At 63.3% G+C, this 17773-nt stretch carries 18 protein-coding genes and 1 riboswitch; of the genes, 15 read left to right on the forward strand and 3 right to left on the reverse strand.

The window, feature by feature from the left end:
* Positions 1 to 58 precede the first annotated feature (58 nt).
* Positions 59 to 1651: a sensor histidine kinase gene (locus GPICK_RS13460; protein ID WP_039744026.1), complete on the forward strand. Its 1593-nt coding sequence runs from the start codon at positions 59 to 61 to the stop codon at positions 1649 to 1651.
* Between the two features lie 76 nt (positions 1652 to 1727).
* Here GPICK_RS13460 and GPICK_RS13465 read toward each other — a convergent pair whose 3' ends face one another.
* Positions 1728 to 3143, reverse strand: a complete 1416-nt coding sequence (locus GPICK_RS13465) for a sigma-54-dependent transcriptional regulator (protein ID WP_039744028.1) — start codon at positions 3141 to 3143, stop codon at positions 1728 to 1730.
* Positions 3144 to 3655: 512 nt separating this feature from the next.
* Here GPICK_RS13465 and GPICK_RS13470 point away from each other — a divergent pair.
* From GPICK_RS13470 to GPICK_RS13540, 14 genes are all read left to right on the forward strand, one after another.
* Entirely contained in the window at positions 3656 to 3889 is a 234-nt protein-coding gene (locus GPICK_RS13470) for a hypothetical protein (protein ID WP_039744030.1), read from the forward strand.
* Between the two features lie 48 nt (positions 3890 to 3937).
* On the forward strand, positions 3938 to 4330 hold the full coding sequence (locus GPICK_RS13475; RefSeq protein ID WP_039744032.1) for a response regulator: 393 nt from the start codon (positions 3938 to 3940) through the stop codon (positions 4328 to 4330).
* Positions 4331 to 4375: 45 nt separating this feature from the next.
* On the forward strand, positions 4376 to 4609 hold the full coding sequence (locus tag GPICK_RS13480) for a hypothetical protein (protein WP_039744034.1): 234 nt from the start codon (positions 4376 to 4378) through the stop codon (positions 4607 to 4609).
* 48 nt (positions 4610 to 4657) lie between these two features.
* Complete coding sequence (locus tag GPICK_RS13485) at positions 4658 to 5710, forward strand: cytochrome c3 family protein (RefSeq protein WP_039744036.1); 1053 nt, start codon at positions 4658 to 4660, stop codon at positions 5708 to 5710.
* A 2-nt stretch (positions 5711 to 5712) separates the two neighbouring features.
* Positions 5713 to 6360 (forward strand): cytochrome b/b6 domain-containing protein, encoded by a 648-nt coding sequence (locus GPICK_RS13490; protein ID WP_039744038.1) that lies wholly within the window; start codon positions 5713 to 5715, stop codon positions 6358 to 6360.
* A 183-nt stretch (positions 6361 to 6543) separates the two neighbouring features.
* Entirely contained in the window at positions 6544 to 7530 is a 987-nt protein-coding gene (locus tag GPICK_RS13495; RefSeq protein WP_039744039.1) for a cytochrome c3 family protein, read from the forward strand.
* Positions 7531 to 7630: 100 nt separating this feature from the next.
* Complete coding sequence (locus GPICK_RS13500; RefSeq protein ID WP_039744042.1) at positions 7631 to 8464, forward strand: HAMP domain-containing protein; 834 nt, start codon at positions 7631 to 7633, stop codon at positions 8462 to 8464.
* A gap of 25 nt (positions 8465 to 8489) precedes the next feature.
* The gene (locus GPICK_RS13505; protein WP_039744044.1) at positions 8490 to 9017 is read left to right on the forward strand and encodes a hypothetical protein; all 528 of its coding nucleotides are present in this window, start codon (positions 8490 to 8492) and stop codon (positions 9015 to 9017) included.
* 114 nt (positions 9018 to 9131) lie between these two features.
* Positions 9132 to 9237: riboswitch (TPP riboswitch) on the forward strand.
* Between the two features lie 62 nt (positions 9238 to 9299).
* A complete protein-coding gene (gene thiS, locus GPICK_RS13510; protein ID WP_039744045.1) occupies positions 9300 to 9497 on the forward strand; it encodes a sulfur carrier protein ThiS in 198 nt (65 codons plus the stop codon).
* A gap of 13 nt (positions 9498 to 9510) precedes the next feature.
* Positions 9511 to 10293 (forward strand): thiazole synthase, encoded by a 783-nt coding sequence (locus GPICK_RS13515; RefSeq protein WP_039744047.1) that lies wholly within the window; start codon positions 9511 to 9513, stop codon positions 10291 to 10293.
* 3 nt (positions 10294 to 10296) lie between these two features.
* Positions 10297 to 10932 (forward strand): thiamine phosphate synthase, encoded by a 636-nt coding sequence (gene thiE / locus GPICK_RS13520; protein WP_039744049.1) that lies wholly within the window; start codon positions 10297 to 10299, stop codon positions 10930 to 10932.
* Between the two features lie 7 nt (positions 10933 to 10939).
* Positions 10940 to 11902: a TIGR01212 family radical SAM protein gene (locus GPICK_RS13525; protein WP_039744051.1), complete on the forward strand. Its 963-nt coding sequence runs from the start codon at positions 10940 to 10942 to the stop codon at positions 11900 to 11902.
* Positions 11903 to 11916: 14 nt separating this feature from the next.
* Positions 11917 to 12573, forward strand: a complete 657-nt coding sequence (locus GPICK_RS13530) for a fumarylacetoacetate hydrolase family protein (RefSeq protein ID WP_039744053.1) — start codon at positions 11917 to 11919, stop codon at positions 12571 to 12573.
* Between the two features lie 327 nt (positions 12574 to 12900).
* A complete protein-coding gene (locus GPICK_RS13540; protein WP_039744057.1) occupies positions 12901 to 14577 on the forward strand; it encodes a methyl-accepting chemotaxis protein in 1677 nt (558 codons plus the stop codon).
* Between the two features lie 88 nt (positions 14578 to 14665).
* Here the strand turns inward: GPICK_RS13540 and GPICK_RS13545 are convergent, their stop codons facing one another.
* Both GPICK_RS13545 and ppdK read right to left on the reverse strand, forming a co-directional pair.
* Entirely contained in the window at positions 14666 to 14866 is a 201-nt protein-coding gene (locus GPICK_RS13545) for a cold-shock protein (RefSeq protein WP_039744059.1), read from the reverse strand.
* Positions 14867 to 15046: 180 nt separating this feature from the next.
* Positions 15047 to 17707, reverse strand: a complete 2661-nt coding sequence (ppdK, locus tag GPICK_RS13550; protein WP_039744060.1) for a pyruvate, phosphate dikinase — start codon at positions 17705 to 17707, stop codon at positions 15047 to 15049.
* Positions 17708 to 17773 lie beyond the last annotated feature (66 nt).

The following is a 17773-nucleotide window of genomic DNA, read 5'->3' on the forward strand; positions in this document are numbered from 1 at the left end:
TAGCCAACTCTAACCAACTGCTTCCTCTCTGCGCCGCAGAACCCCGGAGCGTGCCATCGTGCGACTGACCCTCATCGCGAAGCTCTCCATCGCCACCAGCGCCGTCCTGCTCCTGACCATGGGGCTCTTCTCCTACATCAACGTCGAGCAGCTGGAAAAGCTCCTCTTCGAGGAAGCGGTAAGCGATGCCGACAAGCTGGGGGAGACCATCGTCCAAACCACCCACTACCACATGCTGGAGAACAACCTGAAACGGGCCTACCAGCTCATCGACGAAGTCGCCAGCCAGCGCGGGATCATCGAGCGGATACGGATGATCAACAAGTTCGGACTTGTCACCCACTCCACCGACCCGAAGGAGACCGGCCTCTACCTCGACAAGAAGGCCGAGGCGTGCAGCATGTGCCACGCGGGCTCGTCGCCCCTCGTCCATGCCACCACCATGAACCGGAGCAGGCTCTTCCGGAACCGGGAGGGGCACGAGGTCCTCGGCATGGCGAAGGCGATCTACAACGAGGAGCGGTGCTACACCGCGCCATGCCACTTCCATCCGAAGGAGGCGAAGGTCCTCGGGGTTCTCGACATCATCGTCTCCCTCGACCCGATGCACCGCAAGGTCTACGCCTACCGCAACGAGATCATCGTCCTCGCCATCCTCCAGGTCGTGCTCATCGCCCTCTGCCTCACCTTCTTCACCCAGCGCTTCGTCAACCGGCCGGTCCGCCGCCTCGTGCGCCACGCCCACCTCGTCGGCGAGGGGACGCTGGACGCCAAGGTGGAGATCAAATCCCGCGATGAACTGGGGGAGCTCGCCGAGGCGTTCGACGATATGACCGTCAACCTCAAGAAGGCCCACGACGATCTGGCCGACTGGGGGAAAAACCTCGAAACGAAGGTGGAGGAACGGTCCCGGGAGCTCCGGACCATCCAGGCCCAGCTCGTCCATTCGGAAAAGCTGGCCTCCCTCGGAGAACTGGTGGCGGGGATTGCCCACGAGATCAACAACCCCCTCACCGGCATCCTCGTTTTTGCGTCGCTTCTCTCCAGCGACACGAAACTCGACCCGGCTCTTAAGGGAGATCTGGAGCTGATCGTCAAGGAGACCCAGCGCTGCGCCAAGATCGTCAGGGGGCTCCTCGACTTCTCCCGGGAATCGATCCCCCAGAAGCGCCCCGCCTCCCTCAACGAGATCATGGACGCCACCCTGACGCTGGTGGGAAACCAGTCGTGCTTCCACGACGTACAGATCGTCAAGGAGTACAATCCGGACATTCCGGATATGTTGCTCGATCCGCACCAGATCGAACAGGTCTTCATCAACATGCTCCTGAACGCCTGCCACGCCATCGCCGGTCCGGGGCAGATCAGGCTCAGGACCGGTTTCGACCGCGAGAGCGCCGCGGCCTACGCCGCCATCAGCGATACCGGCTGCGGAATCCCCGACGAGATCGCCGGCAAGATCTTCGACCCCTTCTTCACCACCAAGGAAAACCGGGGGACCGGCCTGGGGCTTTCGGTCTCCTACGGCATCATCGAGGCCCACGGCGGGAGGATCGAGGTGCAGAGCGCCGTGGGGGTCGGCACGACCTTCACCGTCTGGCTTCCCCTCGCGCACGAAGGGGTACTGGCAGAAGGAGACTCAACCGGATAAGGCGGAAACGGAAAGGGGCGCCCCACGGGACGCCCCTTTCCGTTTCCACTGTCCGACTACGGCCTGCGCATCCGGGTCAGTTGCTCATCTGGTTGCGGACCGAAATCCGCAATTTCTTCAGCAGCGCCTGGAAGTTGGGACGCAACATCCCGGTCTCCTCGGCGGCCCGGGTGATGTTCCAGTTGTTGCGCTTGAGGGCCTGCAGCACGAATGCCTTCTCGACCGGCTCCACCGCCCGCTCCCGGATCTGCCGCTTGGTCTCCTTGAGTTCGTCCACGTTCTGCGGAACGTACCCCCCAAGGCCGCCGCCGGTCTCGCCCCCCGCCACCCGCAGCTCCAGGTCCTCCTTCTGGATCAGGTCCCCTTCGGCAAGGACCACCGCCCGCTCGATGATGTTCTCCAGTTCCCGCACGTTGCCGGGGAAGGTGTACTCCTCCAGCAGAGCCAGGGCGTCGGGGGCGAGTCCACGAATCTCTTTCCCCATCTCCTCGGAGAAGGTCGCCAGGAAGTGCCCGAGCAGCTGCGGCAGGTCTCCCGTGCGCTCCCGCAGGGGGGGGAGGTCAATGGGAATGATGTTGAGACGGAAAAAGAGGTCTTCGCGGAAGGTCCCCTGGGAGACCAGGGTCCGGAGGTTCTTGTTGGTGGCGGCCACGAGGCGGATGTCGATGGGAACCGGCTGGGTGCCGCCGATGGGGGTGATCTCCCGCTCCTGGAGGACCCGCAGGAGCTTCGCCTGGGTGGTGAGGCTGATATTGGAGATCTCATCGAGGAAGAGAGTGCCGCCGTCGGCCACCTTGAAGAGGCCGGTCTTGGTCTGGATGGCGCCGGTGAACGACCCCTTGATGTGGCCGAAGAGCTCGCTCTCCAGGAGATTCTCCGCCAGGGAGGTGCAGTCCACCGCCACGAACGGATTCTCCCGCCGGTGACTGTTGTTGTGGATCGCCCGGGCGACGAGCTCTTTGCCGGTGCCGCTCTCGCCGGTGATGAGGACGGTGCTGTCGGTGGGGGCCACCTGGATGATGCGGCGGTAGACCTTCTGCATCTCCTTGCTCTCACCCACGAACAGATCGAAGCCGTGGTGCTCCCCCAGCTCCTTCTTCAGAAAGATGTTCTCCAGCAGAACCGCACGCTGGGCGAGGGCCTTGCGGACCTTCTCGATGATCTGGTCGGGGGTGAATGGTTTGGCGATATAGTCGAAGGCACCGTTCTTCATCGCCTCCACGGCCGTGTCGACGGTGGAAAACCCGGTGATGATGATGACCGGGACTTCCGGCTGCAGGACCTTGATCGCCTTCAGGACCTCCATCCCGCTCATGCCGGGCATCTTCAGGTCGGTGATCACCAGGCCGAAGTTTTCATCCTGCATCCGCTCCAGGGCAATCTGCCCGCTGGCGGAGCTCTCCACGTGAAACCCTTCCTTCTCCAGGATTCGCCGCAGCCCCTCGCGTATTACCGCCTCATCGTCAACCACGAGGACATCGATGTTCTCCATTGTCACCACCTTTCGCCGCCATCGGGCCCGAAGGATATCAGTGCATTACGGAAGCATCCGCGAAACGGTTTATCTTCGTCACAAACCCGCAATTGATTAATATTTACTAAATTACAGCAATTAATTTTTCAAGTCAAACGGCGAAACCCTCCCCTCGAGCAACCACGCACCGGCATCATCACAATACCACGTATTATCAGTACATTACGGACTTGCACCGCCGTATATTTTTTTATACACCCGCTACCATCGCAATTTATCGCGCTACTTCGGCGGGTTACTCCGGCACCGTCCGGCCCGCTGCCACTGCACCGACGTCCCAGCCGTATATCCCCGTTATACAGAGCCTCCGTCAGCCTGCGGCGTCCGGGACCGGAACGGCACGGAATTACCTCATCATTTCAACACATTATACAATTTAAATAATTTTTTTTAATTATGGCACACTGCCTGCTCTTAGGAGGACAAGCCTGAACGATTACACCAGCCATCTCGCAACCAAGGAGGATGCCATGAAAACCGCGACGAGAACCATCACCCTGATCCTGGCAACGGCAGCTCCGGCACTGGCGGCAAGCGGCGCCGAGTCCGAAGGGAACGGCTTCCTCGTGACCCTCTTTCTCGCCTTTGGCGCCCTTATCCTCGTGTTCCAGCTCGTCCCCGGCCTGCTGCTGTTCGCCTCCATGCTGAAGGGTATCTTCAGCCGGCCGGCCGCTGAAGAGCGCGAGACCAACCGCACCACCTGATCTCGGGCGATTGCGGAACGGACCATTCTGACGACGAGAGGTACGGCCATGTTAGGACTTCTCATAGCAGATAACGACACGGAGGCCCGCAAACAGCTGGCGGACCTCTTCATCGAGGCGGGCTACAACGTCATCGTCACCAACTCGGCGGCCAACGCCCTCTACGGAATCCTCAAGAAGACCGCCCAGGTGGTCATCATCGGCAGCGAGTTCGACGAGTTCAAGGCGGGGGAACTGATCCCGCTGCTCAAGAAGTGCAACCGCAACCTGACGATCATCCTCGTCTCCGACGACGCCTCGCTCCCGGTGATCCGCAAACTGCGCCGGGAAGGGATCTTCTACCACGCCCTCAAGCCGGTGCAACCGGAAGACAAGGAAGAGATCCGCCTGGCGGTGCGGTGCGCCTTCGACAGCCTCATGAGCTGCCGGCCGGCCCGCTGAACCAGCGAATTACGCAACATCACATACCTGAAAAAGGAGGATGCCATGAAACGCTCAACGTTCGCACACGCAGTGGCCCTGTGGATCGGAACCGTCGTCCCGGCGCTGGCGGCCTCGGGTGCCCGCGAGGACAACAGCGGAATCTTCGTCTGGATCTTTCTCGGGTTCTGCGCCCTCATCATCGTCGCCCAGCTTTTGCCGGCCGTCCTGATGATGTTCGGCTTCGCCAAGGGGCTCAAGAAAGAGCGGCCGCTGGCCAAGGAGCACGCATCGCACTGAGTCGCCGCATTCCCTCGATGCACACTCACTGAAAAAGGAGACGACACAATGTTCACGCTACGCTCGACACTTCTGGCGGTTTCGCTTCTGGGCATCGTCACCGCCGGCGCTCTTGCGGCGGACAAACCGGAAGACCAGTGCCTCGGCTGCCACGGCGACCGGAACATCAGCGGCAAAAGCGGCTCCCATATCTACATCGACCCGCAGCAGTATACCCGGACGACCCATGCGGTCATCGGCTGCACCTCGTGCCACGAAGCGGTGACCGCCAGCCACCCGGATGACGGGATCAGGCCGTCGCGGGCCACCTGCAAGGAGTGCCACGGTCCGGTACAGAAGGAGTACGCCGCCAGTCTCCACGTCAACAACGCCGGCTGCGCCGACTGCCACAACCCCCATGCGGTGAGGCAACCGGTGACGGTCTCGGGGCGCGAGATGAACGCCATGTGCGCCAAGTGTCACGACACGGCCCGAATGGTCACGGTACACGACAAGTGGCTTCCCCAGTCCGATCTTCATCTCGACGCGCTGCCGTGCATCACCTGCCATACCGGTTCCCGGAATTACGTGATCACGATGTACATCGAGAAGCGGGCGGGGGACAAGCCCCACGGCGACTTCAAGGTTGCGACCTACCAGGACCTCTCCCAGCTCCTCCCGGGCGATAAGGATGTGAAATCCCTTATCGACGCCAACGGCGACAACTTCATCTCCCTGGCCGAGCTCCGTAACTTCAACCGGAACGCCAAACATGACAACATGCGCCTCTGGGGGATGATGACCCCCGAGAAGATGACCCACAGCTATCAGATCCTCGACAACCGCTGGGACTGCACCTTCTGCCACGCCTCCGGACCCCGCGCCATGCAGACGAGCTTCGTCTCCTTCCCGGACAAGAACGGTACCTTCACCCGGGTCGCCGTCGAGAAGGGAGCCATCCTCGACCTCCTCTACGGCACCCCCGACTTCTACATGATGGGATCCACCCGCAGCACGGCCCTCTCCATCGTCGGCGGCCTGATCATCTGCGGCGGGATGGCCTTCGCCGGGGTCCACGGGACGTTCCGATTCCTGACCAGAAACAACAGAAAGGAGCACTGACCATGAGTGGCCACAGCGACCAGAAAGAATTCATCTACCTCACCCCGATGCCGGTCAGGATCTGGCACTGGATCAACGCCCTCGGGATCGTCACCCTTTGCATCACCGGCATCCAGATCCGGTTCCCCGAATACGTCAACATCTTCGGGAGCTACAAAGCGGCCATCCGGCTCCACAACACCGCCGGGATCACCGTCTCCATCTTCTACGCCGTCTGGCTCTGCTACTACCTCATCGTCAAGGGGAACCTGTTCCGGCTCTACGTCCCCAACACCTATGACCTGAAAATGGGGATATTCCGGCAGGTCCTCTTCTACTTCTACCACTTCTTCAAGGGGGGGCCGAGTCCCCACCACGCCACCCCCGACGACAAGTTCAATCCGATGCAGAAGGTGGCTTACATGGGACTCATGCTGGCCCTGATGCCACTGGTAATCGCAACCGGCATCCTCATCCTGAACGTGGCGCCGCTGCGCGAGTTGATCATCCTGATCGGTGGAATCAAGATCCTGGTAAGCGCCCACTTCCTCATCGCCTGCTGCTTCTTCGCCTTCCTCTTCGTCCATGTCTACCTCGCCACCATGGGGCACACCCCTTTGGCCCACTTCAAACCGATGTGGGACGGCTGGGAGGAGGTGGAGCACCACTAGCGCCCCATCCCTCCCCCCCGAAAGGCGAAACGGCCGGCCGTTTCGCCTTTTTTGTGCCGCTCTCCCCAGAGTCGCAGGACGAGCGATGAACCGCGGGTATTTAAAATTGACTAATCTTCCCCTCTTTCCTATAATCCGGGCTGTTTTGTAGCCATCGGCACTCACTTTCCACAGGAGGCGAACATGAGACTGCGCTGCACCTTTCTCCTCGCGGCAGGAATGGTCATCTTCGGAGGCCTTGCCTTCGCGATCACCATCAAGGACGTGACCTTCTCCACCACGGACGCCGGCAAGGTGGTCTTCAGCCACAAGGTCCACATCGGCAAAAAGGGGATCGAAAACAACTGCAAGGCCTGCCACCCCGCCATCTTCGACATGAGGAAAAAGGTCACCCGCACCATGGCCGAGATGGAAAAAGGGAAGTCGTGCGGTGCCTGCCACAACGGCAAGGAGGCATTCCCCCTCAAGGAGTGCGGCCACTGCCACGCCGTGAAGGAGATCACCTACAAGGTGAAGGCCACGGGCCCGACCCCCTTCAGTCACAAGAAGCACCTGGCGGCGTTCGCCGACTGCGGGGCCTGCCATCCGAAGCTCTTCAAGGCGGGGCGGAACAAGCCGGCCACCATGGCTGACATGGAGCAGGGAAAATCGTGCGGTGCCTGCCACAACGGCAAGACCGCCTTCAGCGTGGGCGAATGTGCATCCTGCCACACCGTGAAAGAGGTGGGGATCACCTCCCGCGAGACCGGCAGGATCATCTTCAGCCACAAGATGCACGCCGGCAAGCTCAAGTGCGGCGAATGCCACAACAAGCTCTTCACCCCCGGCCGGAGCAAACCGGTCGGCATGGCCGCCATGGAAAAAGGGAAGTCGTGCGGTGCCTGCCACAACGGCAAGGCGGCCTTCAGCGTGAAAGAGTGTTCCAAATGCCATCCCGTCCATGATGTCGCCTTCAAGGTCTCCGGGGCCGGGCCGGTGAAGTTCAGCCACACCGTCCACCTGGGTATGTACTCGTGCAACGACTGCCACACCAAGATCTTCAAGGCGGGGAGAAGCACGAAGGTCGTCACCATGGCCGAGATGGAGAAGAAGAAATCGTGCGGCGCCTGTCATGACGGCAAGACCGCCTTCAGTGTCCGCGACTCCTGCGTCAAGTGCCACGACATGTAAGCCAGCCTTCCACGGGCAAGGGCGGGGGAAAACCCCGCCCTTGCATTATCCGCCGTCCGGGATAAGCTTGAAGTGGACCGAATCCAATTAAGGAGCGTTCATGTTCAAGAGCTTCGCCGCCAAGGCCATCGTCCCCCCCGCCCTCGCCGTCACCGGCTTCGTCATCGTCTGCTGCATCCTCCTCTACTCGGTCATCAAGACCGACATGCTCAACGACGCCATCCAGCACGAAACGAACCTGGCCGACACCATCATCAAGTCGACCCGCTACGCCATGCACGAGGACGACCGGGAGATGCTGCGCAACATCATCGGCAACATCGGCCAGCAGAAGGGGGTGGAGCAGGTCCGGATCTTCAACAAGAAAGGAGTGGTCGCCTTCTCGGCCAACCATGCGGAGGTGAACACCACCGTCGACAAGAAGGCCCCCGGCTGCATCGCCTGCCACGAGGGGCCCGTGGCAGCGACGAGCATGGGACGGATGGAGCAGGCCCGCCGCTTCATCGCCCCCCGGGGGACGAGCGTCATCGCCATCACCGCCCCCATCTACAACGAACCCGAATGCTTCACCGCCCCCTGCCACGTCCATACCGCCGGCCAGAAGGTGCTCGGCATCCTTGACATCGGCCTTTCGGAAGAGCCGCTCCAGCGGACTCTCGCCACCCTCAGGATGAGGATGACCGTCTTCTGCCTGATGGTGCTGGCCCTGGCGGTGGGAGGAGTCTCGGCCCTGCTGCAGCGCAACGTCCTCATGCCCATCCGGGAGCTGTGGGACTTCGTCTCCCGGACCAGGCGCGGCGAAACGGGCCTTACGGCACCGGTCTACCGGGACGAGATCGGAGAGCTGGCCCGATCGTTCCAGGAGATGGCGGAGCGGCTCAATACGTCCCGCGACGACCGGGCACGGCGTTCCCCTCCCCCGCCGGAGCCGTGAGCCCCGCCTCCGTCACGAGACCGCCATGAGAAACTCCCCGGAACTCTCCTCCCCCGAACTGCGCGGCACCCCCCCGGACCGGGACATGGTGCGGACCGAAGCGGTGCGCCGCATCGAGCGGCTGCGGAACCGGTCGAACCGCGGCCTCTGGGCCATGGCACTCTTCATCGCCGTCAGCACCGCGGCGCTGCGGAACTTCGGCATCCTCCCCTCTCTCCCCGAAACGGTCCGGGCGCTCCTCGGCCATCCCCCTTCGGCCACGATGATCAGCGGAGCCCTGGTCATCTACACCTTCTCGGCCATCATCCTCGTCCTCTCCCGCATGATGAGCGGCTCCGGCCAGTTCAGCGGCTTCTCCCACGTCGGCTACCTCACCGCGTTCTACGTGTTCTATCACTTCGCCCGCGCCCTCGACGAAAACTTCTGGGCCGTCTTCGCCGCCGGCTTCACCATCCTGGCGCTGGAGAGCTACCATATCTGGAACCACTATTCGGAGGAGATTCGGAAGGAGCAGGAGGTACTCGACGCCATCGAGCGCTCGCGCCGGGCGTGACCCCCGGGCGGACGGTGGCCCGACCGGGCGCGCATGCCGGAAAACGCTTGACGAATCATGGCAGAATTGCTAGGTTTATTCCCAGTTTACCCGATACCTGACAACCGCATACGTTTCATTCGCTAGGGGAGTTTCGACTGAGAGTTCGCCGTCGTGCGGCGAGCGACCCTTTGAACCTGATCCGGGTAATGCCGGCGGAGGGAAGCGCGTTCATCCAAAGGGGCCGCTTTCGCGGCCTTTTCTGTTTACAGTCGACCTCTTCCGGGCACAACGGAGACAACCATGGAAATCATCATAAACGGAGAGGCGAAGACCATCACCCCCATGTCGGTCACGGAGCTTCTTGCCCTTCTCGACATCGATCCCCGCCGGGTGGCGGTGGAGCTCAACCTCGACATCCTCCCCAAGGGAGACTACCAAACTACCCAGCTCTCCGGCGGCGATCGCCTGGAGATCGTCCACTTCGTGGGCGGCGGCTAGACAGGAGAGTGCCATGACCAACACGACCGACAAACTGGTGATCGCCGGGAGGGAATTCACGTCCCGCCTCATGGTCGGTACCGGGAAGTATGCCAGCAACGAGCAGATGGTGGCGGCTATCGAAGCCTCCGGGGCGGAGATCATCACCGTCGCGGTGCGGCGCGTGAACATCACCGACCGCTCCAAGGAATCGCTCCTCGACTTCATCGACACGAAAAAGTACACCCTCCTCCCGAACACCGCCGGCTGCTACACCGCCGACGACGCCATCCGTACCTGCCGGCTCGCCCGGGAGGCGGGGATGTCCGACATGGTGAAGCTGGAGGTCCTCGGCGACGAGAAGACCCTCTTCCCCGACAACGAGGAGCTGCTCAAAGCGGCAAAGGTCCTGGTGAAGGAGGGGTTCACGGTCCTCCCCTACACGAGCGACGACCCCATCGTCTGCAAAAAGCTGGAGGAGATCGGCTGCGCCGCGGTGATGCCGCTGGGGGCTCCCATCGGCAGCGGCCTCGGCATCCGCAACCCCTACAACATCCGGATCATCCTCGACACGGTGAAGGTGCCGGTCATCGTCGACGCCGGGGTGGGAACCGCCTCAGACGCCGCCATCGCCATGGAGCTCGGCGTGGACGGCGTCCTCATGAACACCGGCATCGCCGGGGCGAATGACCCCATTGCCATGGCCGAGGCGATGAACCTGGCGGTCCGGGCAGGGCGCCTCGCCTACCGTGCGGGACGGATCCCGAAGAAGCTCTACGCCACGGCCTCCAGCCCCATCGAGGGAATGGTCGGCTAGTCGATGCCGACGCCGTTCCCCCTCTACCTCATCACCGACCGCCACCAGACGGCGGGGCGCCCCCTCCTCGACGTCGTGGGCGAGGCGCTGGCAGGGGGAGTGCGGGGGGTGCAGCTGCGGGAAAAGGACCTCCCGCCGCGGGAGCTCCTGGAGCTGGCCCACGCCCTGCGGGAGCTGACGGGGCGTTTCGGCGCCCGGCTCCTCGTCAATGACCGGGTCGATATCGCACTGGCGGCGAAGGCCGACGGCGTCCACCTCGGCGAGGCGAGCATCCCCGCCGACGCGGCGCGCCGGCTCCTCGGGCCGGAAAGGCTCATCGGCGTTTCCTGCCATTCCCTGGCCGGTGCCCGTGGGGCCGAGGAGCGGGGGGCGGACTTCATCACCTTCGGGCCGGTCTTTTTTACTCCGTCAAAGGCATCCTACGGCCCCCCCGCAGGGGTCGCCGCCCTTGCCGAGACCGTTCGGGCCGTTACGCTGCCGGTCTTCGCCCTCGGCGGTATCACGCGGGACAATGTCGCGGAGGTCGTCGGCGCCGGCGCGGCCGGCATAGCCCTGATCTCGGCCATCGGCACTGCAGAGAGTCCGCGGGAAGCGGCACGGAATCTCCTCTCGCTCCTCCCCTCCCCCTCCCGCATATAGGTAACGAATGCCTGACCAACACCTCAACCCCGATCTTCGCATCAACTCCTACGGCACGTGGCTGCGGCGCCGCTTCGGCTGCCGGGTGAGCAAGGTGAACGTCGACGGCGGCTTCACCTGCCCGAACCGCGACGGCACCCGGGGAACGGGGGGGTGCGTCTACTGCGACAACAGCTCCTTCTCGCCGGGGGGGACCCTTCCCGACAAGCCGATCGAGCAGCAGATGGCGGAGGGGATGGCCTACCACCGCACCCGCCTCGGGAGCGAGAAGTTCATCGTCTATTTCCAGAAATTCACCAACACCTACGCCCCGGAGGCGAAGCTTCGGGACCTTTATGGCCGGGCACTGGCCCACCCCGACGTGGTCGGGATCTCCGTCGGTACCCGCCCCGACTCCCTCACCGACGAGGCCCTCGACCTGCTGGAGGAGCTCGCCCGGAATCGTTACGTCTGCATCGAGCTCGGCCTGCAGTCCATGGACGACGCCATCCTGAGCCGGATCAACCGCGGCCATACCCTGGCCGAATACCTCCGGGCGGTGGAGCGGATCGCCGGGCGGGGGATCGACCTCTGCACCCATCTGATCTATGGCTTTCCGGGGGAGACGCGGGACGGATTCCTCCGGACCGCCGGCCTCATCGCCACCCTTCCGGTGAACTCGGTGAAGCTCCATCAGCTTCACGCCGTGAAGGGGACCCGCCTTGCCGAGATGTATTACCGGCGCGAATTCACCCCGCTCTCCCGCGACGAATACGTGACCGCGGCCTGCGACTTCCTGGAGCTCCTCCCCCCGCAGATCGCCGTCCAGCGCCTCTACGGCTCGGCCCCCCTCGCCATCCGGGTGGCTCCCACCTGGGGGCTGAAGAACAATCAGATGTGGTACGCCATCGTCAACGAACTGAAGCGCCGCGACAGCTGGCAGGGGTGCCGGCTCGACGGCGCCTGCAGCAGCAAGGTCGGCAATCTCTGAACGGAGGGAGACGGATGAAAACGGCCCGCATCACCGGCACCGCCACGCAGTACGCCATCGGCAAGATTCTCTGCATCGGCCGCAACTACGCCGAGCATATCCGGGAACTGGGGAACGAGACCCCCGAGGCGCCGGTAATCTTCTCCAAGCCAGCCTCGTCGGTCATCGGGAGCGGCGACGCCATCGTCATCCCCCCCTACTCGAAGGATTGCCACCACGAAGCGGAACTGGCTCTCCTCGTCGGACGGACGGGGAAGGATATCCCGCCGGAAGAGGCCCTGGCGCACCTCGCCGGCTACGGCATCGCCATCGACCTGACCCTGCGGGACGTCCAGGGAGAGCTGAAGAAAAAGGGGCTCCCCTGGGACATCGCCAAGGGGTTTGACACCGCCTGTCCCCTCTCGGACTTCGCCCCAGTCGCCCAGGTTGCCGACCCGCAGGATCTGCGGATCCGCCTCGCCGTCAACGGGACGCTCCGCCAGGACGGCTCCACCTCCCTCATGATCCACCCCGTGCGCGAACTGATCAGCTACCTCTCGGGAATCTTCACCCTGGAGCCGGGAGATGTGATTCTCACCGGCACTCCGGCGGGAGTCGGCCCCCTCGTCTCCGGCGATCTGGTCGAGGCGGAGATTCCCGGTGTCGGCGCGCTTCGGGTCTCCGTCAAATAATTCAAGTAATCATATTATTGACTTCAAGGGGATGATCACGCTATCGTGAAGAAAATCACCGGAGGTGGCGACATGGATACCAAGAACTGCCCGGAGTGCCAGGGGACGATGCTGCTCCTCCCCGGCTGAGGGGGGCTCTTCTGGCGGTGCCAGAAGTGCGGCAAGAAACTCCCGTTCCAGGGGACCGAGCTCCCCGACTGCGGCTGCGGGAACTGATGCCGGGAGGGGGGCGCGAACACGCCCCCTTTTTCTTTTTCCGCAGCGGTACGCCACTTGCAAATCAATCCCATTTACCCTCCGATCCCGACTCCTCGAAAGGAGTATCCCATGGCACGAAACCTTCGCCTCGGCTCGACCCTGATACGCGGGCTCCTGACCGCCGGCGCGGTCATGGCGCTCGCGGGCGCCGCTGTCACATTCCGATCCTCCCTCCCCCTCGCGGCAATTTTTCTCGTCAACGGGGCAATCTCGATCATCGTCCTCAGGATCCTCTCCGCCAGAAAACTGGTCAGCCGAGTCAACATATTGGCAGAGGCGATGAACCGGGGGGCCGAGGGGGACCTGACGGTGCCCGTGGCAGATGACGAGTCGGAGGACGAGTTCGGGATGCTCAGCGGCAACTTCTCCACCATGGTTCAGCGCCTCGCGGGGATGGTGACCAACGTCAACGGCGCCGTCACCGAGCTGAAGGAGATCGCCGCCACGGTCCGGAGCGCCGCCGACAGCGGTCTCGCCACGGCAGAGGTGCAGGCGCTGGCGGTCCAGGGGACGACGGAGGGAATCCGCGCCATCGACCGGTCGGTGAACGAGGTGGCATGCTCCGTGGAAAGCCTCTCCCGTTCGGCTTCCGACAACTCCGCCTCGATCCTTCAGATGTCGGCAAGCATCGACGAGGTCGCCTCCCACGTGGAAGAGCTGGCGCGGGCGGTGGAGGAGGTCAGCTCCTCCATTATCCAGATGGCCACCGCCGAGAAATCCATCGGCGCCAACGTCGGCGGCCTGATGGAGGACGCGTCGGGGACCGCCTCCCTGGTGGCCGAGATGGAACGCTCCATCAAGCAGATCGAGAAGAGCACCGTGGAGACCGCCGCCATCGCCGAAGAGGTGCTGCGGGATGCGGAGCTCGGCCGGGAGGCGGTGGAAAGCACCATCTCGGGAATCGGCGAGATCAGCCGCTCGTCCCGGACCGTGGCGGAGGCCATTGAAACCCTTTCGGTTCGCGCCGGCGAGATCGGCTCCATCATCTCGGTAATCGATGAGGTGGCCGACCAGACAAAGCTTCTGGCGCTCAACGCCTCCATCATTGCCGCCCAGGCGGGGGAGCACGGCAAGGGGTTCGCCGTGGTGGCCCACGAGATCAAGGAGCTGGCAAAGCGAACTACCTCCTCTACCCGGGAGATCGCCCAGATCATCGAAGGGCTGCAGGACGAAACCGAGCGGGCGGTCGTGGCGATCCGCCACTCCGAGGATCGGATTGCCGAAGGGGAACAGCTTTCCAACCGTTCCGGCGATGCGCTCTACAAGATCGTCGACGGGGTAAAGATGGCTGCGGACCAGGTGAGCGAAATCGCCCGGACCACGGTGGAGCAGTCCCTGGGGAGCGAGCATATCCGCCAGGCCATGGAACGTGTGGCGGATATGGTGAGGCAGATCGTCCGGGCCACCCAGGAACAGACCCACGGCACCGAGCTGATCATGGGGGCGGTGGGGAAAATGAAAGGGCTCACGGCGCGGGTCCGGAACTCGACCCAGGAGCAGCGCAACACCGGGGCGCTGATCGTCCGGTCGAGCGAAGGGATTTCCCAGATGATCGCCACCATTCGCCAGGCGTGTCAGGTTCAGGCGGAAAACAGCGACAAGATCGTCCGGGCGGTGGAAGAAATGGAGCAGACGGCGGAGCGCAACCTGGCGACCACCCGGATCATGGAAGGGACGGTTTCGGGGCTCTCCCGCCAGATCGGCGACCTGACGGTGACCATGGAGGGATTCCGCGTCGCGCCGTGACTAGCGCGAACATCCCCGAACAACAGATAAAAAAAGCCCCGGACTATTCCGGGGCTTTTCGTTTTCGGTCTGTCTGTGGCCGACCCTGTTACGCTTTCATGACGTTGGCTGCCTGAAGCCCCTTCGCCCCCTGCACCACGTCGAAGGTCACCGCCTGTCCCTCGGCCAGGGACTTGAAGCCGTCGCCCTGAATGGAGGAGAAGTGCACGAAGACATCCTCGCCGTTATCCTGCTCGATGAAACCGAACCCCTTGCTGTCATTGAACCATTTCACCACACCTTTTGCCATTACTTCAGTCCTCCCGTTACATTCTGCCTGCGTTACGTTAACCGGGCTCACTCCGGGGCCCCCAGCTGAAAGGCGATTTTCCCCGTTTTCTAGCACCAATAAGAGAAACGGTCAAGCTGATATTTCCCTCATGAAAAAAGCGGCGGGGGTCACCGGCACCTCCCGCCGCGTCTCATGCAATCACTCCCCCAGCACGGCGTGGGCCGCCGCAAGCCGGGCGATGGGGACCCGGAACGGCGAGCAGGAGACGTAGTCGAGGCCGATCCGGTGGCAGAAGATGACCGAGGCGGGATCGCCGCCGTGCTCGCCGCAGATGCCGAGCTTGATGCCGGACCGGACGCCGCGCCCCTTCTCCACCGCCATCTTCACGAGCTGGCCGACGCCATTCTGGTCGAGGGAGACGAAGGGGTCCTCCTCCAGCAGCCCCGATTCCACGTAGAACGGAAGGAACTTGCCGGCATCGTCGCGGGAGAGGCCGAAGGTGGTCTGGGTCAGGTCGTTGGTACCGAAGGAGAAGAACTCGGCCTCCCGGGCGATCTCGTCGGCGGTCAGCGCCGCCCGGGGGAGCTCGATCATGGTCCCGATGAGGTAGTCGATCTTCACGCCGGAGCGGGCCATGACCTCCTCGCAGACGGCAACGGCGTTCGCCCTGAGCCGCGACAGTTCAGTGACGGTGGCGATGAGGGGGATCATGATCTCGGGAACGATGGTGAACCCTTCGTTTTTGGTCAGCTCGCAGGCGGCCTCCATGATGGCCTGGACCTGCATGTCGTAGATCTCCGGGAAGGTGAGGCCGAGGCGGCAGCCGCGGTGGCCGAGCATCGGGTTGAACTCGTGGAGGTAGTCGACCTTGTTCTTGAGGGCCTGGACCGAAACCCCCATGGTCTTTGACAGAGCCTCGACATCCTTCTCCTCCTGGGGGAGGAACTCGTGGAGCGGCGGATCGAGGAGCCGGATGGTGACCGGCAGCCCCTTCATCTCGCGGAAGATACCGATGAAGTCCCCCTTCTGCATCGGGAGTATCTTGGCCAGGGCCCGCTTGCGCCCCTCCACGTCCTCGGAGAGGATCATCTCCCGCACCGCGGCGATCCGCTCCGCCTCGAAGAACATGTGTTCGGTACGGCAGAGGCCGATCCCCTCGGCGCCGAACTCCCGCGCCACCTTCGAGTCGTTGGGGGTATCGGCGTTGGTGCGGACCTTCATGGTCCGGAACCGGTCGACCCACTCCATGAGGATGCCGAAATCGCCGGTGAGCTGGGGGGGCACCGTCGGCACCTGGCCGAGCATCACCTCGCCGGTGGAGCCGTCGAGGGTGATGATGTCCCCCTTCTTCACCAGTTCACCCTTGGCGGTAACGAACTGGTTGGCGGCATAGTCGACCTTGATGTCGCCGCAGCCGGCCACGCAGCACTTCCCCATACCGCGGGCAACCACCGCCGCATGGGAGGTCATGCCGCCGCGGGCGGTGAGGATCCCCTGGGCGGCGTGCATGCCGTGGATATCCTCCGGCGAGGTCTCCACCCGCACCAGGATCACCTTCAGGCCGAGGCGGGCCGCCGATTCGGCCTCGTCGGCGGTGAAGACCACCTCGCCGCTGGCGGCGCCGGGGGAGGCCGGCAGCCCCTTGGCGATCACCGTCTTCTTCGCCTTCGGATCGAGGGAGGGGTGGAGAAGCTGGTCGAGCTGAGAGGGGGAGACCCGGAGCACGGCGCTTTTCTCGTCGATCAGCCCTTCCTTCACCATGTCGACGGCAATCTTGATGGCCGCCTTGGCGGTCCGCTTGCCGTTGCGGGTCTGAAGCATGTAGAGCTTCCCCTTCTCGATGGTGAACTCGATGTCCTGCATGTCCTTGTAGTGCTTCTCCAGGATGCCGCGGATCTGGACGAGCTGCTGGTAGCACTCGGGGAGCACGTCCTCCATGGCCGGGAGGCAGGAGTCCTTGCCGTTGGCCTTGTTGATCGGCTGCGGCGTCCGGATGCCGGCCACCACATCCTCGCCCTGGGCATTCACCAGATATTCGCCGTAGAAGTAGTTCTCGCCGGTGGAGGGATCGCGGGTGAAGGCAACGCCGGTGGCGCAGTCGTCGCCCATGTTGCCGAAGACCATGGACTGGACGTTGACGGCGGTCCCCCAGTCGGCGGGGATGCTGTTGAGCCTGCGGTAGGTGATGGCCCGCTGGTTCATCCAGGAGCCGAAGACGGCGCCGATGGCCCCCCAGAGCTGGTCCTGGGGATTCTCGGGGAACGCCACGCCGAGGGTTTCCTTGATCGTCGCCTTGAAGACGCCGACGAGCTCCCGCCAGTCGCCAGCAGTGAGGTCGGTGTCGAGATGGACCCCCTTCGCCTCCTTCTTCTGCTCCAGGAGGTGCTCCAGGATATCCTTCTCCATCCCCATGACGACGTCGGAGTACATCTGGACGAAGCGGCGGTAGGCGTCGTAGGCGAAGCGCTCGTCACCGCTCTGGGCGATGATCCCCTGCACCGTCTCGTCGTTGAGGCCGAGGTTGAGGATGGTGTCCATCATCCCCGGCATGGACGCCCGGGCGCCGGAACGGACCGAAACGAGGAGCGGATTCTTCGGGTCGCCGAAGGTGCGCCCCATGAGGGCCTCGACCCGCTTCAGGTTCTCGGCCACCTCGGCGGCAAGGGTTGCGGGATACTGCTGGCCGTTGGCATAGAAGTAGGTACAGACGTCGGTAGTGATGGTAAAGCCGGAAGGAACCGGAAGGCCGATGCTCGTCATTTCCGCCAGGTTGGCCCCCTTGCCCCCCAGCAGGTTCTTCATGTCGGCCCGCCCCTCGGCCTGGCCGTTACCGAAGAAATAGACATACTTTGCTGCCATTGCACTCCTCCTTTTGTTTTATTGCTGCTCAAAAAGCCTTTATTTTCAATAAATTAGCTTTAATGT

The organism is Geobacter pickeringii, from assembly GCF_000817955.1.
GTDB lineage: Bacteria > Desulfobacterota > Desulfuromonadia > Geobacterales > Geobacteraceae > Geobacter > Geobacter pickeringii.